The sequence below is a fragment of the Paenibacillus sp. FSL L8-0333 genome (genome assembly GCF_037965665.1).
Classification (GTDB): Bacteria; Bacillota; Bacilli; order Paenibacillales; family Paenibacillaceae; genus Paenibacillus_AQ; species Paenibacillus_AQ odorifer.
Map to the genome: position 1 here is coordinate 5,955,021 of NZ_CP150186.1, position 24,246 is coordinate 5,979,266.

A 24,246-nucleotide genomic window follows, 5' to 3' on the forward strand; every position below is an offset into this window, starting at 1 on the left:
TATATTTTGTTATTTTTAAAAAAATAAAAACGTGAGTCCTCCGCTTTCGGATTTCACACGTTTATTGTGTAGCTTGGCTATACGCCCTTGAGTACTGTAGTATTCTGTCTTATTGTTGCTTCTCTCTGCAACATTTGCAAACTCCATGCAATTCCATACGCAAACCCGTAATTTTGAAGCCCGTTTCCTGCTCCGCATGTATCTCTACATCATGAAGCGATGGATAACTAAAATCTTCAATCTTACCGCATAGCTGACAGATGACATGATAATGATCAGATACATTGGCATCAAAACGACTGGAACTATCCCCGTAGGTCAACTCGCGAACCATGCCGGCTTCCATAAACATCTTGAGATTATTATATACAGTTGCAACGCTCATGCTCGGAAATTTCGGCTCTAGCGCCCGGTATATATCGTCAGCTGTAGGATGATTCATTGCTTCCATCAAATACGTAAGAATCGCATGACGCTGGGGCGTTATACGGACACCTGTTGTCTTTAATTGTTCCAGTGCATGTTGTACTCCACTCCCCATTACTGTCACCGCCTTTTGAATTTAAAAATAAAAGAAGTACTTCTTAAGATTGTAAGACTGGTTTTTCAATGTTGTCAACGAAGTCTATACATTATATTTATTATTATATAAGAAAAATTACTTTTTTCAATATTTCCTAACATTTAGATTGCTATTTCCTTCAACATGAAGCTTGAACTCACCGGTCCCCACTTCACCTGATACTTTTTTCTTATCAATTGTAAGTTCAGGCAAATCTGAAGTAATATCACCATATCCACTGGAACCATTCACTGTATAGTTGCTTAACACTGGCAAATACAATTGAATATCACCAACTGCGCTATAAATATCCCAGTCTCCAGCGACATCTGAAGAGCGAACATCAATGGTACCATTTAGAGATTCCGCATGTAACTTGGATCTGGCTCCATCAACCTCTAAATTACCGTTTTTGGTAGTAATATCGATATCATTGCTATTTCCGATCGCACTAATATTGCCGACAGCCGTCGATAATTTCAAAGCACCGGTAACATCCCAAGCATTCATATTGCCACCGCTCGTCGTTAAATCAACGCTGCCTTGAACAGATCTGGCACGGACAGCTCCATTCAGTGTTTTTCCCTTAACATTACCAAAGATACGATGAAGGATCAGCTCTCCATTCCCCGTTTCCAGAGAAATGTCTTCAATGGCTTCTACATTCTGCAATGTGATCCCGCCATTCATGGTGCGAACATCGAGGTTAAAGCGGCGATCCTCCGGCAAGTAAATGTCTAAATCCATGCGTGGCTGGCGTTTGCCGGATTCTCCATAAGCCTTGCTATTTGAGGTGATTTTTATGTTGGGCCCTTCAACAACGTCCACAAAGGACTGTTCTGATATAGCTTCAGCCATCGGCCCATCCAACTGATCTACCCAAACTGTCGTCGTAATTTGAATATTATCCACCGGAGCACGGTGTAATAAAATATCACCATTAATACTATCAATAGATATTTTGGCTGTATTTAATTCCACCGGAACAATTAGCGGGGCTTTCTGATATTTGCTGCCTTTAGCCTCACCATAGTCCACTGCTGCTGCCGTCAGGTTTAGACTGACATTTTTCCATAGATATAAATAATGTTCTTGCTCTGCAACAATAAATACACTCGCAGCTAGCAATATAGCGGATAAAAGCCCACGTAAATCCAATCTGATTCTGGTTCCCTTGGCTGAACGGTTAGAGAAGATAAACATCAGCAGGAACTCAATCCCCCATAACACCGGGATGACTGGCCACCACTTCAAGAGCAGGAGCATATAGTCAGTTCCCTCTCTCCAATCCAAAAACAAAGGAACAGAAATAGCTATCAGCAATACAGAAGCCGTATATCTTCCTACGCGTCGCTTGCGAGGTTCATTGTCTTTACGCTGCACAACTGCTCTGGCAATTTCTCTAGCTCCTATAAATAAGCCACCGCATACTATAATGACAGATACAGCCATTTCAGCATAATGTTCAATAAAGAACTGGAGCCATGTTGGTTTTTGCCGGAACAGAATAAGCAGGGCGCCCCCTAATAGCAGTATGAGCCCAAAGGATATCCCAGGCTCGCTGACGATACTACGACGCTTAGGAGCCACGTTTGCTTTGGTCACAGGGATATCAAGCTCATGATCCTCTGGGAAGCGAAGAAGCCTATCCGCTGATTGCAATACGTCATACACGTTATAAAAATAGATCGCCGGAATAATGAGCGCAAGTATAATAAGTAGTGGAACATTAATCTGCATCCCGATGGATGAGAAATACAATAAAGCTGAGATATCCAAAAGAATTAGAAAGATGAAGGTGATCCCTTTTCGGAGAAGCCCAAAATACAAATGCCCCGTCCCAGGGATGAGAGCTGCCAGCAGTCCAGCGATAAATTTACGTTTGCGGTGGCGCCGCTTCGGACGCGGAGGAATAATCCTCTTCTGTATCTCATTCTCCTTAGTCTCTATATCAACAGAATCTTGCAGTTCTTCCTGCTCTGGGAGCATTGCAGAGTCATGTTTCATTTTGGACTCCTCCTTTCGTAAATAGTTGTCTATGAATATCTTTTTTCAAAGAGAACCACTCCGATGAAATTCAATCAATTCAACTCCTGGAGCGACTTCCTCCACACCGGTGGGCATAAAGCCATATTTACTGTACAACGAAACGGCGGGTGTATTCTTTTTGCCTGTCGACACAATGAATTGCTCCATCCCTGCAAAATGCTCAAATACATATTCCAAAAGATGGCTAGCAATACCTCTGCGAAAAAAGTCCTGCCCCACCATCATTCGTGTAATCGTCAATTTGCCAGAAGATTCTTCCTCTACAGCAACAGCACCCATTAGTTCCTCATCTTTATCGAAGCAGCCATAAAAATCCTCTTTAGAGCTGCTCAGCATTTCTCTCGTCTCCATCAAAGGTGGAATTTCACGAAAGCCGATTAGTTCAGCTTCCAGTCTATAGGCCTTATGCTGAAGACTCCATAATTCATTAACGGTGCTTTCATCCTGCAGATTTAGCTTGTTAATTGTATTCATCCTAACCAGTCCCCTTATATGCCGCTAAGGGCCTGCCGTTGCCGACAAGCCCTTAGCTTATTACATAAGTATATTACCCCAAGTATAAACGCCTTCGGCGTCCTTTTATGGACGACAAGCGTTTAGCTGCTCAATACCTCGATGAGAAGTTTATTAGCAAGACCCGGATTCGCCTTACCTTTACTTTCTTTCATAACTTGTCCGACCAGGAAGCCGATTGCTTTCTGTTTACCTGCTTTATAATCTTCCACAGATTGCGGATTGGCGGCTACGACTGCTTCCACAATCCCTTTAATAGCACCTTCATCGCTGATCTGCACCAGACCTTTTTCCTCAACGATAACAGCTGGCAGTTTACCGCTCTCTAGCATTTCTTTAAATACTGTTTTAGCGATTTTGCTGCTGATGGTTCCGGCTGCAATCAGTCCGATCATCTCGCCTAGCCCTTGTGGTGTAATTTGTACCTGCGACAACTCCAGATTATTACCATTCAAATAGGCAAGCAAGTCACCCATAATCCAGTTAGCTACAGCCTTGGCATCCTGCGTATAGGCAAGACATCCTTCGAAAAAGTCCGCTAACAGTTTAGAGGATGTAATAACGCCTGCATCATAAGATGTCAGGCCCAGTTCCTCGCTATAACGAGCTTTCCGTGCATCCGGAAGTTCTGGAATCGTTGAACGAATGGATTCTTTCCAAGCATCATCAATATGCAGAACGATCAAGTCCGGGTCCGGGAAGTAACGATAATCATGCGCTTCTTCTTTCCCGCGCATCGATAATGTTTTCCCTTGTGCTTCATCCCAGCGGCGAGTCTCTTGCACAACAACTCCACCATCATCCAGGATCTCAGCCTGACGATATTGCTCATACTCCAGTCCACGCAATACACCGCGGAAGGAGTTCATGTTCTTAAGCTCTGCTCTAATGCCGAATTCCTCTTGTCCTTCTGGGCGTAGACTGATGTTCGCGTCACAGCGCATCGATCCTTCTTCCATCTTGACATCGGATACGTCACAATACTGCATAATCGCACGGATTTTCTCCAGATAAGCACGAGCTTCCTCAGGAGAGCGCAGATCAGGCTCGGATACGATTTCGATAAGCGGTGTTCCCACCCGGTTAAAATCGACAAGCGAGGCAAAACCGCCATCTACGTGCGTAAGCTTACCTGCATCCTCTTCCAAATGAAGACGAGTAATGCCGATCCGTTTGGTCTCTCCATTAACTTCAATGTCGATCCAACCGTTCAGCCCGATAGGCTGATCAAATTGTGAAATCTGATAAGCTTTTGGTGAATCCGGGTAAAAATAGTTCTTGCGGTCGAATTTGCTAACATCACCAATGGTGCAATTCAGCGCCATCGCTGCTTTCATAGCGTATTCTACCGCTTGTTTGTTGAGCACTGGCAATACGCCGGGGTGACCCAAGCAGACAGGACAGGTATGAGTGTTAGGTGGGGCTCCAAATTCAGTGGAGCATCCGCAAAAGATTTTGGAGTTGGTATGAAGCTCTACGTGAACTTCCAAGCCGATGACCGTTTCGTATTTAGACATAAGTAATCCCATTCCCTCCTTTACTACAGCTGTGGACGCTGCTTGTGATGATCTGTATTTTGTTCAAAGGCATGAGCGACACGCAGAATCGTGCTCTCGTCAAATTCCTTACCGATAATTTGCAGACCTACAGGCATGCCTTCCGCAAAACCACACGGAACGCTCACAGCAGGAATACCCGCCAAGCTTACAGGAATCGTGAGAATATCGTTCAGATACATGGTCAGCGGATCTTCAGTCTGTGAGCCCAATTTGAATGCTGTCGTTGGCGCTGTTGGCCCGATGACCACATCATATTTTTTAAAGATGTCATCAAAGTCCTGTTTAATCAAAGTGCGTACCTTTTGTGCTTTTAAATAGTAAGCATCGTAATACCCGGAGCTGAGTGCATAAGTACCCAACATAATACGGCGTTTGACCTCAGGGCCAAAGCCGCGGCTGCGGGAATTAAGATATAGATCAAGCAATCCTCCGCCTTCATCTACACGTGCGCCATAACGCACACCGTCAAAACGCGCAAGGTTAGATGAAGCTTCCGAAGAGGACAGCAAATAATAAGCTGCTACTGCGTATTCCGTATGCGGTAATGATACTTCCTCCCAGACAGCACCCATTCCTTCCAGCACTTTAAGTGCAGACAAGACTGTCTCACGCACAGAAGCATCGACACCTGCTCCCAAATATTCCTTAGGTACAGCAATGCGAAGTCCGGAAACATCACCAGTCAGTGAACTCAAATAATCAGGAATTTCTACTTTAGCAGAAGTAGAGTCTTGGGCATCATAACCAGCAATCGCTTGAAGCACATAGGCAGAATCCTCTACATTACGTGTTAATGGTCCTATCTGATCGAGTGAGGATGCAAAGGCTACCAGCCCGTAACGTGATACAAGACCGTAAGTAGGTTTGAGACCTACAACACCACAATAGGAAGCTGGCTGGCGGATGGAACCCCCAGTATCCGAACCTAGTGAGAAGAACACTTCGCCCGCAGCTACTGCTGCAGCAGATCCGCCACTGGAACCGCCCGGCACACGTTCTAAATCCCAAGGATTGCGTACAGGACCAAAGCTTGAATTCTCATTAGATCCGCCCATTGCGAATTCATCCATATTTAATTTACCGATTGTTACGGCATCTGCCTGCTGCAATTTAGAAGCTACAGTAGCGTTATAAATCGGCTGGAAATCGCTCAAAAATTGGCTGGCACAAGTTGTGCGCAGGCCTTTAGTTACAATATTATCCTTGATTCCGGCAGGAAGACCAAATAGCAATCCACGTGCTGCTCCGGATGCCAGTTTATCGTCCAAAGCGCGTGCTGTCGCACGTGCGCCCTCCTCGTTCAAGGTCAAAAATGCATTTACGTTCTTATCCCGCTCAGCGATAATCGCCAGCGATTCTTCAGTCAGTTCACTGACCGATACCTCTTTAGCAGTTAACATGCGGTGTACTTCAGGCAATCGATTTTGAAACAGGCTCAAGATTCTTCCCCCTTTCTAATTATGTAGTTATTCCAAAACAGCTGGAACCTTGAAATGTCCGTCTTCATCATCTGGAGCGTTAAGAAGTGCTTCCTCTTGCGTAAGGCTATCCTTCACAACATCCTCCCGCATTACATTGCTGACTTGCAGCACATGCGTGGTCGGCTTTACATTCTCCGTATCTAGCTCATTTAATTTCTCGGCATATTGTAAAATAGCATTCATTTGTTCTGTAAAGGTTGCCTCTTCTTCCGGGCTCAGCTGCAGACGAGCCAGCTTGGCCACATGCTGCACATCTTTAACGGTAATGCTCATAAGAAAAATCCCTCCTGTTTAAAGGGCTAAAGCGCCCGGATAACGTTTTTAATTATATTGTAGAAGCTTGGACAATTCAATGATGGGCTGTAAAACAAACGCTCCTTTATCAAAGTGAAGGGGATTCCTACACATTTTAAAGGAGCGTATCGTTCATCAATATATAGGGATTGTCATTTCCAGCTGCGGAATATATTCGACTGCCGGGTATCCATTATTGTCTAGCAAATTTCGTTTTCCACTACCCTCTCCAGTATATTTGTAGAAAAAGGTTTTGATTGTCAGTGCTTTTACATCCTTGGGCAGCGGTACAATATTAACATCCTCTTTAAGACTATAATGGATTGTGTCATCTATCTTTTTCGAATCCGACCAACCATTGCTGCCGTTTACATATTGCAACAGGTTACCTTTATCATCATAGACTTCATAATTTAATGCCAGGTTATTGGTATCTGTCAGATAAGTATAAGGAATACCCTCGAGGGCTACAGCACTCATCCGTATTTGTGTAGTTGCCGGAGTCTGTGTAATCTTCTCCACTGTGGTCGTTACATCATTGTAAGTTTGACTGATTCCGGGTTGCTGAACAATATTATGACTCGTATCCTTTTTTACAGGAATTTCAATTTGAAAATCATCATCGATTCCGGACAGACGACCTTTTACTGTCATTTGGAACTGCTCTGGTAAAGTAATGCCTCCCTCATCATAGGATTTCTCTGAAAATTGCAAAATCAACGATTGTTCATCTACTCCCGGAGAAAGGATAAGGCCAATATTGTGTTTAAAAGAATCCTCTTCTTCCTCCCCAGCAGCGTTTAAAGGCTGTCCATCAATAAATACCTGCAAATCCTGAATGTCTCCACTGAATATTCCCTCTTCATCTTCACCTTCAAGTTTCAATGCTACAGAAAGCCGTGTGCCGTCATATATAACTTCATTAGCACGGATAATAACATCTTGAACCTGATCACTGGTATCAACTGCAGTCGTTAAGCCTTGGCGACTCGCCGCTTGAAGTCCCATATCACCTGCGAGCTCAAAAATACTATTGACTAACGGAATACGTTCCAGCGACCTAGCCAATGCGGGAGAAGTAAAGCAGCTTCCAAGCACGATAACCCCCAAAACAAGAGCTGCCCCGAAGCCAAGCGCTGTCCTCTTAACATTACGAAATTTGTGCGTGGATCTCTTTATCTTCACATGATCCAGCATTGTATACGTATCCTCTTGACGTTGGCGAATCATAGAGGGAAGCTCATTTGCCGGGAGGATGTCCATATCTTTCAAAAGCAATTCAAGCTCTTGCGCTGTTCTCTTCTTCATCTGTTCCATCCTTTCTAAATATCATTAGAATCCATTCAATAAGTTTTTTCTTGCTCTGTAGAGGCGCGATTTGACTGCCGTTTCGGAAATATTCAGAAGATCGGCAATTTGCTTAACGGGCATGTCCTGAAAATAATGCAGCGATATCACGGTCTGGAGCGAAGTATCCAATCGTTCCACTGCTTCCCGCAGCTCAATTTTCTCATATTCTGCACCGGAGGAATGGCATTCCAAAGCAGTAAGGGGATCTCCAAACTCCACAATATTTGTCCGCTTGCGTTGGAGCTTATGACATTCGTTTATAAGGATGCGAAGCATCCATGTCTTGAAAAATTCTGGTTGCCGCAATCCATGGATAGACCGGTAAGCCTTTAGGGTGGCTTCCTGCATGGCATCTGCACATTCCTCGTCCCTGCCCAAAATAGATCGGGCCATGCCGTACATTTCAGGTTCAATCTGCCGGCATAGCTGGATAAACGCTTCTTTATCGCCATTTCTCGCTTTTTGAACAGCGGTTATCATCTTCACTTGAGGTTCTCCTTTATTTAAGTTAAAACGCCTATACCGCAGATCTGCATTCTCGTATTCGGCTCTCAATAATTTAGATACATAAAACAGGAGATTGGTTGTATACCAAAAAAATAAAAAACAAACTTTCGAAAACTATAAAGAAGGAATAAAAGAAAAGATTTTGAAAATGATGTGTAAATTCAGAGGATTAATGTGGGGGAAATACTTTTTATGACAAAACAAAAAAGCCGGCTTGCGCCGGCCTTCCTTAAATCCAAGCTCGAAGATTCACTTGTTTGATGAAATCCGCTTGGGACATGCTTTCGCTTGACGTTGATTCCGTCTCTTCTATATCCATATCTTCACCGTTCATCAAATGATGGAACAGCTTCTCATTGTACGTGGACAAAGCGTAATCAATCAACGCTTCATGCGTTGCTCTTTCAGCCTCAGCTACTAATAAATGTTCTTCCGCCTCAATGTCCTCAGCCGGAACATAAAAGTTCCTATTCGCCTCTGGTACACGAATAACATAGTCAAACGCATTATCGGGATTGCGGTCGTAAGCAATTAGGTAGCCGTATTCCCCGATAGGAAGACTCTGCTCGAAAGCGTCCGCAACAATGACAATCTTCTCTCCTAAACGCAGCATCGCCCTACCTCCTAACCCCAAAATCTTTCAAGATTTTGCTTGTTTCAACAGTCTACTAAAAAAAGATAGAACTGTCTAGTTGAAGGCTGGCCGATCCTACAAATTCTATGAAAATATACTATATTTAATAAAAACATAACTTAAGTTTCAAGCGGTTAAGTTATTCTTCCTTGTCAAAAGTGCAGCACCCACTAAACAAATCAAGATCAAAATAGCTGCTGAAAGATAGGGTCCAACCCTGAATCCTTCTCCAGCCATAAGGATTTCAGCCGACAACCCGGCAAGCCCCGCAGGTGCCCATTCAAACCATGAAGGCAATAAGTTTTGGCCTAATGATAATGCTGCCATTAGCACCAATGCTAAAAAAGCGGCAACTGGGGATTTTAAAAACCCACTAAACAACAACGTAGCTGAGACAGCACATAACAGCCACAATCCATATACTCCAGCAGCTGCGATGACATCTCCCCAAGATAGTGAACCAATCAACTGCTCCGTGTAGTAAGCAGCGCCCGCTGCACCTAATCCTAGAGCAACGATCAACAGGGTCAGCTGTGCTGCCCATTTAGCCAACACTATTGCGGCTGGAGAAACCGGCCTTACCAGAATTAATTCCATAGTTCCGCTATAGCGCTCACCAGCTAAAACATTCATCGCGCCAAGCGCCAATACTAACATTCCGATTGTTCCGTACTGTCCCAAAGATTGCGCCATCACAGCTGCGGCACTCGGTATTTCATACCCCTCTAGGAGACCTGGAGGAACATCACCTGAAGCTTTTAATATTTCCGGCAAATAATAAGTAGTTAACGGCTGCATAATGCCTAATAGGATAAAAACGACAGGTATCCAGATTAACTTATAACTGCGAGCCATTTCGAGCATTTCTTTGCGATAAAGGACCCAGGCGCTTCTCATACTCCCACCACCTTCATAAATAAATCCTCTAACGTGGAAGAACCCGCTTCAAATTGCAGTAATGGAATTTCGAGCTGCGCCGCTTCTTGCAGAATCGTCCAACGGGCCATGTCTACATCGTTGACATTAAAAATGGCATGATCTCCGAACAACTGAGTCTCCAGTACAAACGGTTTGGCAGCAAGAGACTCCAGCCACTGAATAGCTTTTTCTTGCTTCTCCGTACGTAAACGAATAACAGGAAGGCTATATTGTGAACGAAGCTGTGATAAAGATCCCTTCTCAGCAATCAAGCCTTGATTCATTAAAATAATATCATCGCAAATTTCTTCTGCATCATGCAGCACATGTGTAGAAAAAACTACAGTTGTCTCTTCACGTATTTCCCGCACCAGTCCCATTACTTCTCTGCGGCCAATCGGATCAAGTGCAGATACAGGCTCATCAAGCAATAACAGACGAGGCCGATGCACAAGCGCCTGAGCCAGACCCAGCCGCTGCTTCATCCCGCCGGAGTATCCACCAATCCGGCGACGAGCATCACCTTTAAGCCCTACACGCTCGAGCGATTCCAATGCCCTGCTGGTTGCGTCTTTAGTTCCCATTCCACTAAGCTTTGCAGCGAAAACAACATACTCATGTCCAGTCATCCACCCATAAAAAGCTGGAGACTGTGGCACATATCCTAATCCTCTGCGATATTCGGCTCCAGGACGGCTCCCCTCAAATGAAATCATGCCAGAGGTGGGTTCAAGCAGCCCTGCCAGCATACGAAGTGTGGTCGTTTTCCCAGCACCGTTAGGCCCCAATAAAGCGACGCACCGTCCTTTCTCAATTTCAAAGCTTATATCATTTACGGAAATATGCGCCCCATAGCTTTTGCGCAAATTCATAACTTGAAGGAGTGACATCAGACATCTTTCCTTCCTATTGTGAAATAAGCTACGCTACCTAATATATTTCCGCAAATAATGATAATAATCCACATCCATTTTGGGCCACGAACGTTATCCGCTTTGGCCAGTGATATCAGTCCAATAATTGCAAGCAAAGCCTGAAGAATAATTAACGGCATGATTAAACCCCATTTTACCTCTTCCATGAAGTACCACTCCTTGTAATAGGATGAAAGGAACGAGCTTCTTACTAAAGCTTTACAACTGCTTCTTCCTTCTACGTCGGTCAGGAAGTATGACAACGAGTAAATAGACTAATGCTGGGGACGGAACTGTAGTAATCGCCCACAATCCCCAGAACCAAGCTTTTTTTCCGCGCCGTCTTGCATCCCGGAACAGTAAGGTCCCTTGCAGCATTAATGCTACTGCTATGCCAAACCACAACCAAAGAGGCACATCCTGTAGCTCATTCATTCTTGTACACCTTCTCTATTTCTTCTGATCCTGGCGATCCCTAAGCCACCCAGTCCTACAACAGGAATGATCGCCTGGATAATCCAATAGATCATGGGTGCAGAAGTGAGAATGGATAGAAATGCGCAGATCAGGATTAATGAGACCCCCCAGAATAACAGTAGTTCTTTACGTTCCCTTCTCTTTCTGTGCACAGCTGCATCAGCCATTAACCACTCCAGTTCCTGTAACGAAGGTGGGGTGATGTCATCATATTGCGCATCCAAACGCTCAAGCTCTTCAGTAAGCTTGTGCAAATACAGTTCTGGCTCCTTATCCTTCTCCATCCTCATTCAGCTCCTTTCGCAATTGGTTAAGACCAAGGGATACACGCGATTTGACCGTGCCTGAAGGAATTTGCATGATCACACCGATTTCTTCATAGCTATAGCCATAATAATGCTTCAGCAGCACAGCTACCCTCTGAGCAGAGGGTAGCTTGGAGATGGAATCGAGTACTTCACTCCATTCTTCCCCCCTGCTTTCAAACCGCCAACGAATCGAACGGGTGCCCTGGGCCTGTTGTTCCCGTTTCTTCCAATCTGCCTCACGTTTCCAGCGCCGCTTTCGATCGATGAATATTCTGGTAGCTATGGTGATTAACCAAGAGGAGAACGAAGAAGAACCGTTATAGGTATTGATTTTTTCCATACATCTGACCATCGTGTCCTGTACAAGATCCTCTGCCAGTAACGGGTCCATAGTCACTTTAAGTAAATATTTGAACAAAAAAGTATAATGTTCTCGCAGCAGTGAAGACAGTGCTGAAGTATCTCCCTGCTGTGCCTGCCTGATTTTCTCCAGCGCCTGATCGCTCATCTGCCCCTCCATTCAGGATTAGTTCTTATTTGTAATACGATTATGTATAGTGATTCGTTCATTCCGTTTTAATTTTATTTTTTGAGCTCCCAGAGCTTACGCCGCCATGGCTGAAGCAATCCTGCTTCTGCTGGAAAATGCCAAAAAAGAGGCGTTCTTCTGGGCTCGCCTCCTGAAACCACTGGTATTCTCCCATCCTTATTCTCAGATTGTATGTCCCTGCGTTCTATGGAAGTACAAAAACCTCCCCTTCCAGAACATTCTGAAAAACATCGGCATTTACTGCTGCAAAAACTAGTCCATTTCTCCTTGGAGTCATACCATCCGTAATCCAACGGGTAATACATATTCTTCTCCAATCTATTTCCCCCCATGCTTTTAAACCTATATGTAGACAAAAAAAGAACGCAAACCGGGATTAATTCCGCAGTCTGCGTGCTTCGCGAGGTTAATGTTACATTTAATTAACAATAGTGTAGTCCTTTTGTATCCCTTTGTCTATCAAAAATTCCCCGATTCTTGTCAGTTCTACTAGAATGACTGTTTATTGAGGAATATAAGGGTTACGAACTTTTTCAAAACCGATAGTTGTTCGTGAGCCGTGACCTGGATAAACCTTCACTTCATCATCCATTTTGTACAGCTTGCCACGAATAGAATCGAACAAATCACGTTCTCTGCCACCAGGCAAATCGGTGCGCCCAACTCCCATCTTAAACAGTACATCTCCAGAGAATAAATCATTCCCGCATAGGAAGCTGACACTGCCCGGAGAGTGCCCAGGTGTGTGGTACACCCGGAAGGTATGTCCGATGAATTGCAGAACTTGTCCTTCTGCCAGATCATACTCTGCAGGATCTGTAGTCAGAGGAGGTGAAATATCAGGCCACATCAATGAACCATTCAGCTTAGGGCTGCTGAGCCATTCACTTTCTAGTGGATGTAAATAAACAGGACATTTCTTAGCTTTACGAATTTCGTCTACGCCGCCCATATGGTCAAAGTGCGCATGCGTTAGCAAAATAGCCTCGATCTCCATCCCTTCGATACTCCGCACTAATGCCGCAGGATTCATGCCGGGATCAATAATGATTCCCTTCGTTGGATCCGCACCTGTCAGCAAGTAGGCATTGGTCTGAAGCGGACCTAAATTAAACGAACGTATATTTAGCATCGGTCTAGAATCCGGAAATCAGACTACGCAGCTCTTTTGCGATAACTGCCTGTGATTCCGTTCCTTCCCCATAAGCTTGCCCCATAGCCTTACGTACTTCTGCGATTTTGCTGTCGTAATCAGCAGCCTCACGATCAGGATTCTCACGTTTGAACTCTCTCATTAGGCTCTGCACATGCTCTGGACGAGGACCCCAATGTCCAAGCACGTATCCGCCGGTATCCGCAAAGATCACAATCGGAACAGATCTTCCGCCCATGGTCAAGAATTCATCCATAAGCTCCTGATTCTCTTCCAAAATGAATACCTCTGTCTTCATTCCGGCAGTCTCCAAAATACGGAAAACCGCAGGGACATTACGTACTACATCTCCACACCAATCAGCGGCAAGGATAAGTACCCGCAAATCGTCACGATGGTTCAGACTTTCGAAATATTCCTTGTCGCTCTCATCTTCCCAAGAAAACTTCTCATACCAGGATTCAAAAGCCTGCTGGTTCTTCGTCATGCTTTCTACAAATTGGCGCGGTGTAAGACCTTTTCCAAATTTATGAGCTACATTCGGTTTCATTTTGCAGTCCCTCTCTTCTTGGATTTAAACCACTTATACACAAAATAAATGATGATTAGTGCTAACGCTACAAGAATAATTTCGTTGGTGTACTTAGCTGCTACTTCGTCAATATCTTCCCACTTATTCCCCAATGTCATACCGAGATATACAAACAAAGCACTCCATGGAATAACAGCAAGTGTAGTCAATAAAGTGAACTTACCTAAAGGCATACGAGAAATCCCCGCTGGAACGGAAATGGCATGGCGAACAACGGGAATAAAGCGTGCCGTAAAGATTACGCCTGTCCCATATTTATTGAACCACTCTTCCGAATGATCAATATGCTTCTTTTGGATAAGAATATATTTCCCGTATTTCTCCAGTACAGGCCTGCCCCCATAACGGCCAATCCAATATACAAAGATCTGGGCAATCACTCCGCCTATCGTACCAAACAATACTGCGCCGAAAAAATTAATATCTCCACTCCATACCAAGAAACCACCGAAAGCCAATACAATTTCACTCGGAATAACTTCAATCATCAGTCCGATCATAATCCCAAAATAACCAAGACTCTGAATCCATTCAAATAATGTCGAGATCAGATCAGAAATAAAATGCAAACGTGCTCCTCCTCCCTTTTCCGCAGAATATGGCTACATGTATCAAGCTAATCGCCTTTGGCATCTTTTTAAGACGCTAAGCGTTTAAGCGAGTGAAATATAAGAACATAAAAGCATAGATACTAATCTTATACTTTCTTATATTTTTAAAAGCTTTGCCGCTCTGCTATATTTTCCAGTTTCTCTTAGCCTATTCTAGCACAAGCAACCTTATCACTTCTACTTACGTGGCAAGCAGCTTCCATCTTCCAATCCACACTTAAAAAGAGTTTGAGTAACAGGCATAAACAAAAAAGGTGAACAAATTCCACCAATAAAGGGAAAATGAACACCTTTTTATCTGCGCTCAATTAATAAGCCATCCAACCGGCATCAGCCGTTATCACCGACCCATTCAAAAAGCTTGCAGCATCTGAAGCCAAAAATAAGGCTACCGAAGCAATCTCACTGCTTTCCCCTGTCCGTGGCATCGAAGCCATTCCTTCGCCCGCTTTTTGACTCCCAAAAGGGCTTGGATTAGACAGATCAATATTTGTCTTTACTCCGCCCGGCGCTATGGCATTACAGCGAATTCCAAGCTTAGCGTATTGAAATCCTATATTTTTGGTCATCCCGATTACAGCATGCTTAGAGGAAGTATAAGCCACTCCCGCACGCGAGCCCGCTAAGCCGCCAATAGAGGCTACATTGATGATACATCCGCTTTCCTGTGCCATAAAAATCGGCAAAACCTTACGAATGGCTCTCATCGGACCGGTTACGTTGACCGCAAGCACCTGCTCCCACATGTCATCAGTGATCTCGTGCGCTGGCGTCATTTTATCCATAATACCGGCATTGTTAACAAGGATATGAAGGCCTCCGAACTGTGTGGTTGCGGCATCAATCATTCGCTGTGTGTCCTCTTCCTTCGAGACATCGGCCTTTACGGGATAGACCACTCCGTGTCCCTCACCCTTTTCCGCCTTTTTGGCTACCGCTTCTACATTCGCCAGATGGATGTCCACAGCAATCACTTTAGCCCCCTGTTGGGCAAAAAGAAGAGCAATCGCTTCTCCAATCCCCGATCCTGCACCTGTAACAATTGCGACTTTATTGGTTAGTATCATATATCTGCTCCTCTGCATCGTATGTTCGGTGCATCAAGGAATGCATGCCCATCGTTAGTATTAACAGGAGTCGGCTTTGGACGGCAGTTAATTTTAAAGATTCGGTGACACTTTTACACACGCTATTGCTAAGTGAATACTGCATTGACAGCTATGAAAGTGAAGAGCTATTATATATTTAGATAATTATTTAAATATCGAAAGGCAGGGTGGAATATGAATGAATCCTTTAAAGCACTAGCTGATCCTACCCGTCGCCAAATCATTCGGTTACTAAGGGAGAAAGATCGAACCGCAGGTGAAATCGCAGATTTTTTCAACATGTCTAAGCCAAGCATTTCTCACCATCTGAATGCGCTGAAGCATGCCGATCTGGTACAGGATGAGCGAAAAGGACAATTTATTATGTACTCGCTAAACACCACAGTCCTCGAAGAGGTTCTCGGTTGGTTATTGGAGCTCACTGGGACAGGAAAGCAAACGGAGACGGAGAGTAAATCACTGGACGGCAAGCAGCAACGTCAGGATATCGATTCCAAAAAGGAGGCGGATTAATGATGAAAGATTTCAAATGGAGATGGCAGGATACCCTAATAGTAGTATTAGGTTTAGCTACATTAGCCTACGCTCTGATCAATTACAGCAAGCTGCCGCAGGAGTTACCAGCACAGTTTGGAATTACGGGTAAGGTCAACAGATACTGGGACAAAAATATTGCTATTTTTGTGTTCGGAATCTTAGGGATTGTGCTCCCGCTAATCATGCAGTTCACACGCAGCATCGATCCTAAGCGGGAAAATTACAAAAAATTCGAAAACGCCTATGCCATGAGCAGACTTGCTATTGGGGTGCTTTTTAATCTAATGCTGGTGCTGTCGATTGCTTACGGTCTAGGTAAAGATATAAACGTTGGGAAGATCGCCATAGGCGCTGTTGGAATAATGTTCATTGCTCTCGGCAACTACATGCCACAGGTAAAAGATAATTACTTGTTTGGGGTTCGTACAGCCTGGACGCTCGCCAACCCTGAGGTATGGCGAAAAACACATCGCCTATCCGGGATAATGTGGATGCTCGGTGGCCTACTTATTTTTGCAGGAGCCTTTTTGAGCGGAGCCTTGTCTCAGCTTCTTATTATTACGGCACTCGTACTTGCAATTATCGTGCCCATTCTCTACTCCTGGATGATTTCACGTCCGCTAAAATCGTAAAGCCAACATACTAAGCCGTCGACTCAAGTCGTCGGCTTGTTCTGTCATTTGGAACTCACGGTCATTATGTTGCCCTCCTTTATTAGCCTCCTCTTCTGCCAACCTTCTATATTCCAGAAGAAGTTCATTCCCAGAGGCGACGCAGACTAGGCCTTCCTTTCGCTTTCCTTCTGCAAGCTTTTTTTGCCCCATAAGAAGCATCCCTTCAATCGCCTTCACCCACTTGGCATTGTTGTACTTATCCAGCCTAAGGCTCTGGCCTATCCAATATAACGCTGCCCCCGGATGGTCACTGCTCATCCATCGTTCAGCCAGCTCCCAGCTTAAGCTGGCATTCTCGGGAGAATACAACAGACTCTGCCGAAGCAGACTCACGCTCTGTTCACCCGAGAGCAGCCTAGATAATACTATAGCCGTTCGAGGTGACTGGGGATTCCACGCCAGCGATTGCTCTAGCAACTCTACCTTCACCGAAGGACTCACCGATATAATCGCTTGTCGATAGAACTTCTCTCCTTGAGCGGCGTGAAAAGATAGCACCCCCAGCATAAGCGAAAAACAACATGCCGCAGTTCCGATTAGTCGGCGAAGACGGATTTGGGGCGGATTCTTGGATGTAGGGTAAACTATTAGCGGATTCACAGGTGTAGTGACATTGGTGAGCGGGTTCGTGGATGTGGAGTGAGCGATTAGTGGATTCACAGGTGTAGTGACATTGGTGAGCGGGTTCGTGGATGTGGAGTGAGCGATTAGTGGATTCGCTGGTGTAGTGACATTGGTGAGCGGGTTCGTGGATGTGGAGTGAGTTGGCAGCTTGGTCTCAGACTGAGGGTGGGTAGACGCAGATTGATGTTTCTGCTTATGCTCAGCCAGAGCAATCGCTGGCAGCCAGAATAGCAGCAGCCAAAATAATCCATAGCTCCAATCAAAATCGACGACGCTGTGCAAGACGATGACCAGAAACGGCGGCAGCAACCGCGGCGATTTAGTAGCCAGCAGCCAGCCTGCTGCCAACAGCATAAGGAGTATGGCTGCAAGACCAACGAATCCTAAGTTCAACAGGATGTCGAGGTATCCATTATGCACCTGGCTGCCCACATAAGGGCGAGATTGGGCGGCAAGGTATGAATGCCGCCAAGTCTCACCCCCACGTCCCAGCCAAGGTGCCTCTGCCGCTAGCCGCCAGGCGTCGCGGTAGAACAGCCCGCGCGCGGATACCGTCGATGACGGTCCGGTGATCCGCTCGCGCACGTGCAGGAGGACGGCGATCCCCGCCGCCGTCCAACCTGCCGCCGCCAATGCCAGCATGGCGGCTCGGGCAGTGCCCGCCGCGCCGCGCTGGCGGCGGCACAGCCATAGGCCGGCTAGCAGCGCGCCGGCCCAGTGCCCGGCCAGCAACAGCAGGCCGGGCACTGGCTCTACCGCCAACCCGGCACGGGCCAGTTGGCGGTAGAGTAGCGCCGCGGCGGCCACGGGCGCAGCGCCAGCAGCAAGAAGCGGCGCGATTAGCTGCCGCTTCCAGAGCAAGACGGCGGCGCAGGCGCAAGCCGCCGTCAGCCATGCGCCGCGCGACTCGGTGAGGAGCAGCGCGGCGGTGTACGGGAACAGCGGCAGCAAGCGCAGCAGCGCGGCGGTCGTGCTTCCCGCTTTTCCCTGCTCCGCTTCTACGCCTTCTTCCCCTCTGCTCCTCCGTTCCTCATCTGCGCACTCCATCCCCAGCCCAACACTTCTTGCCTCCAACATATTCGCGCTCTTTTTTGGATCCCCATAATAAACAGCAACAGCAAATAGCCGTTCCAGCAGAAAAACAGCCATCACAGCACCAAAAGCATTCGGATATTCCATCAATCCTGCTAATCTAACCCCTGTGGCGCTCACTTCTGCTGAATTGCTGTAAGCCACAGCGAAAGGCAACTTTACCACTCCACACACAGCCAATAAAGCGCTCAGGCATAAAGTCATACCCAGCATAGACCAAATTACATTTAAAATCCGGCGTCCCACCAGGTTCACCGCACAAAAACAAACCAATATTGCAAAGCTAGCATACAAGCCCCACCGCAGCATTTCATTCATAGTTCCCTGGGAAGAAAGTGGCCCGCACATCCAATGAATCACATAAAGCGATAGAATAATTAAAGGGACGCTTAATAATATTCTTAACGCTCTATTTTCTCCACTAACTTGACCAACTTCACTAACTTCACTAACCCCATTGACTCCCGTAAAACCTCTTACTGCACCTGCACCTACTCCTCCCCCACTTTTTCTCCATGCACCAACCCCAACAAGATAATAAAGCGAGCACGCACAACACAGCACAAACCATAAGGTTAGAAAGGGATACATCTCCTCAGTAAAAAACAACCCCCGCAACAAACAAGCACCCACACCAGCCGCTATCACTAAGCCTCCACAAATATATGCAATTGATGATTCCAGATTCCGGTCTTTTTTAAAACGCCACATTTAGATACCCCTGTACTCGTTAATTTATCTCTATCCTTTCCACATTTCCCTTATACAAGACTAGAACGCAAAAAGACGATACCTCTCCACAAAGGAGCGGTACCGTCCTAACCATTAGATCGCACTAGCTGTACTATCCGAATTCTCATTCAAAAAAGCTATATAGTTGTAAAAAGTACAACTAATCCCGTGCTTTCGCTGCTTACTTCCACTTTAATTGCACTTAGTGCAACTATTTTTCAAGAATCCCGCCGTATGGGGAGTATTGTTCGTTTTTAAGTGTACAAAGTGCAACTAAATCACTAAAACGCAGCTTCAGAGCATATTTAGTTGCACAAAGTACAACTAAACCAACTCACCATTAGATCGCACTAGCCGTACCGTCCTCATCATTGGATCGCACTCACTGCACCATCCTAACCATTTGATCTCACTAGCTGTACTATCCGAATTCCCATTCAAAAAAGCTATATAGTTGTAAAAAGTACAACTAATCCCGTGCTTTCGCTGCTTACTTCCACTTTAATTGCACTTAGTGCAACTATTTTTCAAGAATCCCGCGGTATGGGGAGTATTGTTCGTTTTTAAGTGTACAAAGTGCAACTAAATCACTAAAACGCAGCTTCAGAGCATATTTAGTTGCACAAAGTACAACTAAACCAACTCACCATTAGATCGCACTAGCCGTACCGTCCTCATCATTGAATCGCACTCACTGCACCATCCTAACCATTAGATCGCACTAGCTGTACTATCTGAATTCCCATCCAAAAAAAGCTATACAGTTGTAAAAAGTACAACTAATCCCGTGCTTTCACCGCTTACTTCCACTTTAATTGTACTTTGTGCAACTGTTTTTCGAGAATCCCACCATATGCGGAGTATTGTTCGTTTTTAAGTGTACAAAGTGCAACTAAATCACTAAAACGCAGCTTCTGAGCATATTTAGTTGCACAAAGTACAACTAAACCAACTCGCCATTAGATCGCACTAGCTGCACCGTCCTAACCATTAGATCACACTAGCCGTACCGTCCTAACCATTTGATCGCACTAGCTGTACTATCCAATTTCCCATTAAAAAAGCTATATAGTTGTAAAAAGTACAACTGATCGAATAGCCTGCACCTATAAGTGCCCATTCTACAGTACTACCGTTCTACCATGCTACAGTCCTACCGTTTTACGCTCTCTACCTTAATATCCTCTACCCTTCTACCGAACTCCCAGTGGGAAGCAGATCAGCGCATACGCGTTCGAGGTAGGGTTTTGCTCCCAGAAAATCGCGGAATGCGGTGTATTCGCGCCATTTGACGGAGTTGTCCCCGGCTGAACTCTTAACGGCACGAATCAAAATGTTCTTCGGCGTATTCTCCAGATCGATGAATTCCAGCAGCTGGCTGCTATAGCCCATCATGTCGAGCAATTTGGCGCGAATGGCATCTGTAGCCAAGGCAGAAAAACGCTCTTTCAGTATGCCATGCGAAAGCATAGGGCTCATTACTTCATTTTCGATTTGTGCGAATAATTCATGCTGGCAGCAAGGCACAGATAAAATTACAGACGCTCCCCAACGTACTGCTTTTTCAAGGGCAGCATCGGTAGCTGTGTCGCAAGCATGAAGTGTGATCACCATGTCTACTTGCTCCAGCTCATTGTACTCAGCAATGTCACCCACGAAGAACTTCAAGTGATCATAACCGATTTTGGCAGCAAGTTCGTTACAATGCTCAATCACATCTGCTTTTAAATCTAATCCAATGATATTAAGCTCCCGCTTCTTGCGAACGGTCAGATAGTGATACAGTGCAAAGGTCAAATATGATTTTCCACAACCAAAATCCACAATCGTCAAGGGTCGGCCGGTTGGCAGATCGGCAAGCACGTCCTCTACCATCTCCAGAAAACGATTGATCTGCCGAAATTTATCATATCTTTTGGCTAGCACTTTGCCTTCTTTGTTCATGATGCCAAGCTCCACCAGAAATGGCACAGGCTCTCCATCCTCCAGCACATAACGTTTGCGGCGGTTGTGAGCTAGATCCGGCTCTTCTTTTTTACTTGGAGACTTAGTTAGGATTGATACTTTGAATTTTTTGCTAATAAGCACCTGATAATCGGCTTCTACTGTACACAACAAGCCTTGCCGATATGTTTCTCTAAATAAAAGAGATATCTCTTCCGCCGCCAATTCTGCGGGTACGTTGCGATGTTCTACCTTTGTACCAATATAGGACGCAAACTGATAATGCAGCTTACCCTTTAGTTCAACAGGTTTAACCTGCACCTTGGTACAATTTTCGCCTTTATAACGCACTTGACTTAGGGTAGCCGTAATCAAAGTACGGTCGTTAATTAGTTGTTCAATTAGAGCTGTTAAAGATTCCACAACGCACATCTCACTTTCGGGATTAAAAATGGAGAATCTATGTCTCCTAACCATCATCGTTCATTATATCACGTGTTAACAAGGGTCGTTCCTTGTTCTAGCAGGGCTTAACATGCAGCTCTCCACTAACTATAGTTAATGCTCGCCCAGACATCTTAATCTGGTCTTTACTTACCTCTAACTGAAGCAAACCTCCACGTTTCGAAGCTTGATAAGCGGTCAACTGCGTACGATTGAGTCTATCCGCCCAAAAAGGTGCCAGTGCAGTATGCGCTGAGCCTGTTACCGGATCCTCATTCACTCCTACCTTCGGCGCAAAAAAACGTGATACACAATCAATACCTTCGATAGAGCTTTCTGCGGTAACCGCGAAGCCTCTCCCTTCAAGCCCGGATAAAGCTCCGAAGTCAGGGCTGAGTTCGCGAACCCGTGCTTCCTGATCCAGTCGTACAAGCACATTGTCAGCATATCGCATAGTTTCCACCACATTCGCTTCTGCAATACCAAGCGCTGCTGCGAGACCTGAAATTACAGGAGAGGGTTGAAGCTGATAAGGCGGGAAGTACAGTGAGATCAAATCTCCTGAACGAGAAGCTCTGAGCAACCCACTGCGTGTATAGAACCTTGCTTCCATATCAGGAGCTAGCAGTCCCCTCTCCCATAATACATGTGCACTTGCTAGAGTCCCATGACCACATAGCTTGACCTCAACTTTAGGTGTAAACCAGCGCAGGCGATATCCATCTTCCTCTGGCCAGAGAAAAGCTGTCTCTGACAAGTTCATTTCCGCTGCTGTCTTCTGCATATAACCTTGATCGACGGGATGCTCCAGTAAACATACCGCCGCAGGGTTGCCTGAATAAGCCTGTTCTGCAAAAGCATCGATAATATATAAAGGGATATTCATCGTATTCATCAGGTTCCTGATTCCTTTCGTATCGCTGTTATCCTGCCCCACTCTTTTAACCCCTGCTCTACTTCCTCCAGAGGAAGAGTACCTTGTTCCAATTCTGCAGATGACTTGAGCAGCAGTCGATTGTATAGCTTATCCCCTTCTATTACAACATTTTCTCCCTGCTCCCACAGCCGGTAGAGGCTGTCCTCCGCTTTACTATATCGCCCTACCGACTCCATATACTCCATCAGTAGCCGCTCCGTTTTAGCCGGGAGCCGATAGGCCTGCACATCCTGCAAGAGTTCATCCATTTCCTGAGTCATATGCAGCAGCTCCCGGTCTGCACCGTGAAGATCCGCGTACAAATATAAATGTAAGGCTCTCATACTTCTAAATAATGCTGCATCCTTATCGCCATTTGCGGCATAAATACTGCCTTCTTCCTTCAGCAGTTTGGCCAGACCTTGAAGCTTATCGGACTCAACCACACCGCCAAAACGAAACATATCTATGATATCTTCTACAGATAGTGAATTTAAAAGACGTGAATTCAGCGGAAAATGCCGGTTCAACAGCTCATCGATTTCCCATAAAGCTTCTGTCGTCTTCCGTTCCTGCTTCAGAGTAAGTACCTTGGCAACCATCGCCGTCATATCTTCGATCATCCGGACAATATAGTCTCTTCGAAACATGCACATCCTCCTTTTCCGTACTGTGGTAGCAAAAACTACAGGACTCATACCACTTAAATTATTCTATTGATTTATCTTAAACCATTGCCGAATTCTATGCCAGTTAAGGAGAATACCAGATCATTAGATAGCCCTAAAAGAAAGAGGCAGCACACGCCAGAATGGCGCCGTGCTGCCTCTTTGTAGAAGATTTTTTATACGCGGCTATTATCTAAAACGGAAGCCTGGACAAAATCCTTAATGATCTCGGCTAACCGTTCAGGAGCTTCAAAAAGACTCATGTGGCCTGCACCCGATATCGTTGCTTGCGTTACATTTGGCTTATCCGCAGTAAAGGTTCGTTCAGCAGGAATCAATCCATCCTGCTCGCCAGCAACAAGCAATACCGGCAACGTAGTGGCCGTAATTACATCCCGTCGATCTGGACGCTCACGCATCGCCAGTGCAGCTCCTGCTGCTCCTTGTGGAGGCGTTTTGTAGCCGATTTCTTTAGCGCGCTCCAGCAGCTGTGGGGATGCAGAAGCGGTTGCTTCAGCAAACAAGCCTGGTACGAAGCTGTCTACGAAAGGAGTAATCCCTTCATTTTGAATCGCGCTGACACTCTTCAGTCGTTTTTCCTTAGCTTCTTCACTATCTGGATAAGCAGTAGAATGAATTAATCCAAAGCCTTTCAATCGAGAAGCATAACGCTGAGCAAACGATAGCGTAATATATCCGCCAAGCGAATGACCAAGCATGATGCATTCAGCAATCTCCAGCGAATCTAACAGACCCAGAACATCATCTGCCATTTGTTCAATACTATAAGGTCCTAGTGGAGCTTCCGAAGCTCCGTGACCACGTAAATCGGGAGCAATCACTCGGTAGCCGCTGCTTAAGACAGGAATGACTTGTTCCCAATATTCAGCGCTTCCACAAAAGCCATGCAGCAATACAATAACTTCGCCTTTCCCCTGATCACTGTAGCATATATTGCTTCCGTCACAACGAACTCTTTCCATGGCTGCTTCCCTCTTTCTAGAATACTAAGATAATGTGTCTAATATCTATTA

General features: G+C 45.4%; 26 protein-coding genes. 2 read left to right on the forward strand and 24 right to left on the reverse strand.

The features are described 5' to 3' along the window. Positions 1–109 precede the first annotated feature (109 nt). From perR to NYE72_RS26590, 19 genes are all read right to left on the reverse strand, one after another. A complete protein-coding gene (gene perR, locus NYE72_RS26500) occupies positions 110–541 on the reverse strand; it encodes a peroxide-responsive transcriptional repressor PerR (protein ID WP_036680160.1) in 432 nt (143 codons plus the stop codon). Positions 542–667: 126 nt separating this feature from the next. Then, on the reverse strand, positions 668–2,569 hold the full coding sequence (locus tag NYE72_RS26505; protein ID WP_339210788.1) for a DUF4097 family beta strand repeat-containing protein: 1,902 nt from the start codon (positions 2,567–2,569) through the stop codon (positions 668–670). Between the two features lie 45 nt (positions 2,570–2,614). Then, positions 2,615–3,085 carry a GNAT family N-acetyltransferase gene (locus NYE72_RS26510; protein WP_339210790.1) on the reverse strand — a complete coding sequence of 157 codons (471 nt, stop codon included), beginning with the start codon at positions 3,083–3,085 and terminating at the stop codon, positions 2,615–2,617. Positions 3,086–3,207: 122 nt separating this feature from the next. Further along, entirely contained in the window at positions 3,208–4,641 is a 1,434-nt protein-coding gene (gatB, locus tag NYE72_RS26515; protein WP_339210792.1) for an Asp-tRNA(Asn)/Glu-tRNA(Gln) amidotransferase subunit GatB, read from the reverse strand. A 23-nt stretch (positions 4,642–4,664) separates the two neighbouring features. After that, positions 4,665–6,122, reverse strand: coding sequence for an Asp-tRNA(Asn)/Glu-tRNA(Gln) amidotransferase subunit GatA (gene gatA, locus NYE72_RS26520; RefSeq protein WP_036680165.1), 1,458 nt, complete (start codon positions 6,120–6,122; stop codon positions 4,665–4,667). 27 nt (positions 6,123–6,149) lie between these two features. Then, the gene (gene gatC / locus NYE72_RS26525; protein ID WP_036680166.1) at positions 6,150–6,437 is read right to left on the reverse strand and encodes an Asp-tRNA(Asn)/Glu-tRNA(Gln) amidotransferase subunit GatC; all 288 of its coding nucleotides are present in this window, start codon (positions 6,435–6,437) and stop codon (positions 6,150–6,152) included. A 156-nt stretch (positions 6,438–6,593) separates the two neighbouring features. Continuing rightward, the gene (locus NYE72_RS26530) at positions 6,594–7,766 is read right to left on the reverse strand and encodes a DUF4179 domain-containing protein (protein WP_326046237.1); all 1,173 of its coding nucleotides are present in this window, start codon (positions 7,764–7,766) and stop codon (positions 6,594–6,596) included. 24 nt (positions 7,767–7,790) lie between these two features. Next, the gene (locus NYE72_RS26535; protein ID WP_036680329.1) at positions 7,791–8,288 is read right to left on the reverse strand and encodes a sigma-70 family RNA polymerase sigma factor; all 498 of its coding nucleotides are present in this window, start codon (positions 8,286–8,288) and stop codon (positions 7,791–7,793) included. Between the two features lie 256 nt (positions 8,289–8,544). Further along, the gene (locus tag NYE72_RS26540; RefSeq protein ID WP_036680170.1) at positions 8,545–8,928 is read right to left on the reverse strand and encodes a hypothetical protein; all 384 of its coding nucleotides are present in this window, start codon (positions 8,926–8,928) and stop codon (positions 8,545–8,547) included. Between the two features lie 147 nt (positions 8,929–9,075). Beyond that, a complete protein-coding gene (locus NYE72_RS26545) occupies positions 9,076–9,846 on the reverse strand; it encodes an ABC transporter permease subunit (protein ID WP_326046238.1) in 771 nt (256 codons plus the stop codon). After that, complete coding sequence (locus NYE72_RS26550) at positions 9,843–10,757, reverse strand: ABC transporter ATP-binding protein (protein WP_038573303.1); 915 nt, start codon at positions 10,755–10,757, stop codon at positions 9,843–9,845. Before NYE72_RS26550 ends, NYE72_RS26545 begins: the two co-directional genes overlap by 4 nt. Further along, positions 10,757–10,948: a PLDc N-terminal domain-containing protein gene (locus NYE72_RS26555; RefSeq protein WP_036680175.1), complete on the reverse strand. Its 192-nt coding sequence runs from the start codon at positions 10,946–10,948 to the stop codon at positions 10,757–10,759. Before NYE72_RS26555 ends, NYE72_RS26550 begins: the two co-directional genes overlap by 1 nt. Before the next feature lie 52 nt (positions 10,949–11,000). After that, positions 11,001–11,216: a hypothetical protein gene (locus NYE72_RS26560; RefSeq protein ID WP_036680176.1), complete on the reverse strand. Its 216-nt coding sequence runs from the start codon at positions 11,214–11,216 to the stop codon at positions 11,001–11,003. Then, on the reverse strand, positions 11,213–11,542 hold the full coding sequence (locus NYE72_RS26565) for a YxlC family protein (protein ID WP_036680177.1): 330 nt from the start codon (positions 11,540–11,542) through the stop codon (positions 11,213–11,215). Before NYE72_RS26565 ends, NYE72_RS26560 begins: the two co-directional genes overlap by 4 nt. After that, positions 11,529–12,074 carry an RNA polymerase sigma factor SigY gene (sigY, locus tag NYE72_RS26570; RefSeq protein WP_036680178.1) on the reverse strand — a complete coding sequence of 182 codons (546 nt, stop codon included), beginning with the start codon at positions 12,072–12,074 and terminating at the stop codon, positions 11,529–11,531. Before sigY ends, NYE72_RS26565 begins: the two co-directional genes overlap by 14 nt. Positions 12,075–12,618: 544 nt before the next feature. Continuing rightward, entirely contained in the window at positions 12,619–13,248 is a 630-nt protein-coding gene (locus tag NYE72_RS26575) for an MBL fold metallo-hydrolase (protein WP_036680180.1), read from the reverse strand. A gap of 4 nt (positions 13,249–13,252) precedes the next feature. Further along, complete coding sequence (locus NYE72_RS26580) at positions 13,253–13,819, reverse strand: thioredoxin family protein (protein WP_036680182.1); 567 nt, start codon at positions 13,817–13,819, stop codon at positions 13,253–13,255. Then, complete coding sequence (locus NYE72_RS26585) at positions 13,816–14,430, reverse strand: DedA family protein (RefSeq protein ID WP_036680184.1); 615 nt, start codon at positions 14,428–14,430, stop codon at positions 13,816–13,818. The genes NYE72_RS26580 and NYE72_RS26585 overlap by 4 nt, the downstream gene beginning before the upstream one ends. Before the next feature lie 350 nt (positions 14,431–14,780). Next, on the reverse strand, positions 14,781–15,539 hold the full coding sequence (locus tag NYE72_RS26590; protein ID WP_339210795.1) for a glucose 1-dehydrogenase: 759 nt from the start codon (positions 15,537–15,539) through the stop codon (positions 14,781–14,783). 216 nt (positions 15,540–15,755) lie between these two features. Here NYE72_RS26590 and NYE72_RS26595 point away from each other — a divergent pair, with 216 nt between their 5' ends. Together NYE72_RS26595 and NYE72_RS26600 are read left to right on the forward strand one after the other, a co-directional pair. Further along, complete coding sequence (locus NYE72_RS26595; RefSeq protein ID WP_051491108.1) at positions 15,756–16,094, forward strand: autorepressor SdpR family transcription factor; 339 nt, start codon at positions 15,756–15,758, stop codon at positions 16,092–16,094. Then, positions 16,094–16,750, forward strand: a complete 657-nt coding sequence (locus NYE72_RS26600; protein ID WP_339210797.1) for an SdpI family protein — start codon at positions 16,094–16,096, stop codon at positions 16,748–16,750. Before NYE72_RS26595 ends, NYE72_RS26600 begins: the two co-directional genes overlap by 1 nt. Here the strand turns inward: NYE72_RS26600 and NYE72_RS26605 are convergent. From NYE72_RS26605 to NYE72_RS26625, 5 genes are all read right to left on the reverse strand, one after another. Next, positions 16,739–19,219, reverse strand: coding sequence for an O-antigen ligase family protein (locus tag NYE72_RS26605; protein WP_339210799.1), 2,481 nt, complete (start codon positions 19,217–19,219; stop codon positions 16,739–16,741). The two genes, NYE72_RS26600 and NYE72_RS26605, sit on opposite strands and share 12 nt — an antisense overlap. A 1,206-nt stretch (positions 19,220–20,425) precedes the next feature. Next, positions 20,426–21,616 carry an SAM-dependent methyltransferase gene (locus NYE72_RS26610; protein ID WP_081384002.1) on the reverse strand — a complete coding sequence of 397 codons (1,191 nt, stop codon included), beginning with the start codon at positions 21,614–21,616 and terminating at the stop codon, positions 20,426–20,428. An 88-nt stretch (positions 21,617–21,704) separates the two neighbouring features. Further along, a complete protein-coding gene (locus NYE72_RS26615) occupies positions 21,705–22,565 on the reverse strand; it encodes a PhzF family phenazine biosynthesis protein (RefSeq protein WP_256717908.1) in 861 nt (286 codons plus the stop codon). Continuing rightward, complete coding sequence (locus tag NYE72_RS26620) at positions 22,523–23,194, reverse strand: DUF6483 family protein (protein ID WP_036680197.1); 672 nt, start codon at positions 23,192–23,194, stop codon at positions 22,523–22,525. The genes NYE72_RS26615 and NYE72_RS26620 overlap by 43 nt, the downstream gene beginning before the upstream one ends. Before the next feature lie 194 nt (positions 23,195–23,388). Further along, positions 23,389–24,195 carry an alpha/beta hydrolase gene (locus tag NYE72_RS26625; RefSeq protein WP_036680199.1) on the reverse strand — a complete coding sequence of 269 codons (807 nt, stop codon included), beginning with the start codon at positions 24,193–24,195 and terminating at the stop codon, positions 23,389–23,391. Positions 24,196–24,246 lie beyond the last annotated feature (51 nt).

What these genes read in the sequence shown, in the direction of transcription:
- perR (WP_036680160.1), bottom strand. Translation starts at nt 541, where the DNA reads ATGGGGAGTGGAGTACAACATGCACTGGAACAATTAAAGACAACAGGT.
- NYE72_RS26605 (WP_339210799.1), bottom strand. Translation starts at nt 19,219, where the DNA reads ATGTGGCGTTTTAAAAAAGACCGGAATCTGGAATCATCAATTGCATAT.
- NYE72_RS26540 (WP_036680170.1), bottom strand. Translation starts at nt 8,928, where the DNA reads ATGCTGCGTTTAGGAGAGAAGATTGTCATTGTTGCGGACGCTTTCGAG.
- gatC (WP_036680166.1), bottom strand. Translation starts at nt 6,437, where the DNA reads ATGAGCATTACCGTTAAAGATGTGCAGCATGTGGCCAAGCTGGCTCGT.
- NYE72_RS26590 (WP_339210795.1), bottom strand. Translation starts at nt 15,539, where the DNA reads ATGATACTAACCAATAAAGTCGCAATTGTTACAGGTGCAGGATCGGGG.
- NYE72_RS26580 (WP_036680182.1), bottom strand. Translation starts at nt 13,819, where the DNA reads ATGAAACCGAATGTAGCTCATAAATTTGGAAAAGGTCTTACACCGCGC.
- gatB (WP_339210792.1), bottom strand. Translation starts at nt 4,641, where the DNA reads ATGTCTAAATACGAAACGGTCATCGGCTTGGAAGTTCACGTAGAGCTT.
- NYE72_RS26505 (WP_339210788.1), bottom strand. Translation starts at nt 2,569, where the DNA reads ATGAAACATGACTCTGCAATGCTCCCAGAGCAGGAAGAACTGCAAGAT.
- NYE72_RS26535 (WP_036680329.1), bottom strand. Translation starts at nt 8,288, where the DNA reads ATGATAACCGCTGTTCAAAAAGCGAGAAATGGCGATAAAGAAGCGTTT.
- NYE72_RS26550 (WP_038573303.1), bottom strand. Translation starts at nt 10,757, where the DNA reads ATGTCACTCCTTCAAGTTATGAATTTGCGCAAAAGCTATGGGGCGCAT.
- sigY (WP_036680178.1), bottom strand. Translation starts at nt 12,074, where the DNA reads ATGAGCGATCAGGCGCTGGAGAAAATCAGGCAGGCACAGCAGGGAGAT.
- NYE72_RS26595 (WP_051491108.1), top strand. Translation starts at nt 15,756, where the DNA reads ATGAATGAATCCTTTAAAGCACTAGCTGATCCTACCCGTCGCCAAATC.
- NYE72_RS26555 (WP_036680175.1), bottom strand. Translation starts at nt 10,948, where the DNA reads ATGGAAGAGGTAAAATGGGGTTTAATCATGCCGTTAATTATTCTTCAG.
- NYE72_RS26600 (WP_339210797.1), top strand. Translation starts at nt 16,094, where the DNA reads ATGATGAAAGATTTCAAATGGAGATGGCAGGATACCCTAATAGTAGTA.
- NYE72_RS26510 (WP_339210790.1), bottom strand. Translation starts at nt 3,085, where the DNA reads ATGAATACAATTAACAAGCTAAATCTGCAGGATGAAAGCACCGTTAAT.
- NYE72_RS26575 (WP_036680180.1), bottom strand. Translation starts at nt 13,248, where the DNA reads ATGCTAAATATACGTTCGTTTAATTTAGGTCCGCTTCAGACCAATGCC.
- NYE72_RS26610 (WP_081384002.1), bottom strand. Translation starts at nt 21,616, where the DNA reads ATGTGCGTTGTGGAATCTTTAACAGCTCTAATTGAACAACTAATTAAC.
- NYE72_RS26560 (WP_036680176.1), bottom strand. Translation starts at nt 11,216, where the DNA reads ATGAATGAGCTACAGGATGTGCCTCTTTGGTTGTGGTTTGGCATAGCA.
- NYE72_RS26545 (WP_326046238.1), bottom strand. Translation starts at nt 9,846, where the DNA reads ATGAGAAGCGCCTGGGTCCTTTATCGCAAAGAAATGCTCGAAATGGCT.
- NYE72_RS26565 (WP_036680177.1), bottom strand. Translation starts at nt 11,542, where the DNA reads ATGGAGAAGGATAAGGAGCCAGAACTGTATTTGCACAAGCTTACTGAA.
- NYE72_RS26620 (WP_036680197.1), bottom strand. Translation starts at nt 23,194, where the DNA reads ATGTTTCGAAGAGACTATATTGTCCGGATGATCGAAGATATGACGGCG.
- NYE72_RS26530 (WP_326046237.1), bottom strand. Translation starts at nt 7,766, where the DNA reads ATGAAGAAGAGAACAGCGCAAGAGCTTGAATTGCTTTTGAAAGATATG.
- NYE72_RS26625 (WP_036680199.1), bottom strand. Translation starts at nt 24,195, where the DNA reads ATGGAAAGAGTTCGTTGTGACGGAAGCAATATATGCTACAGTGATCAG.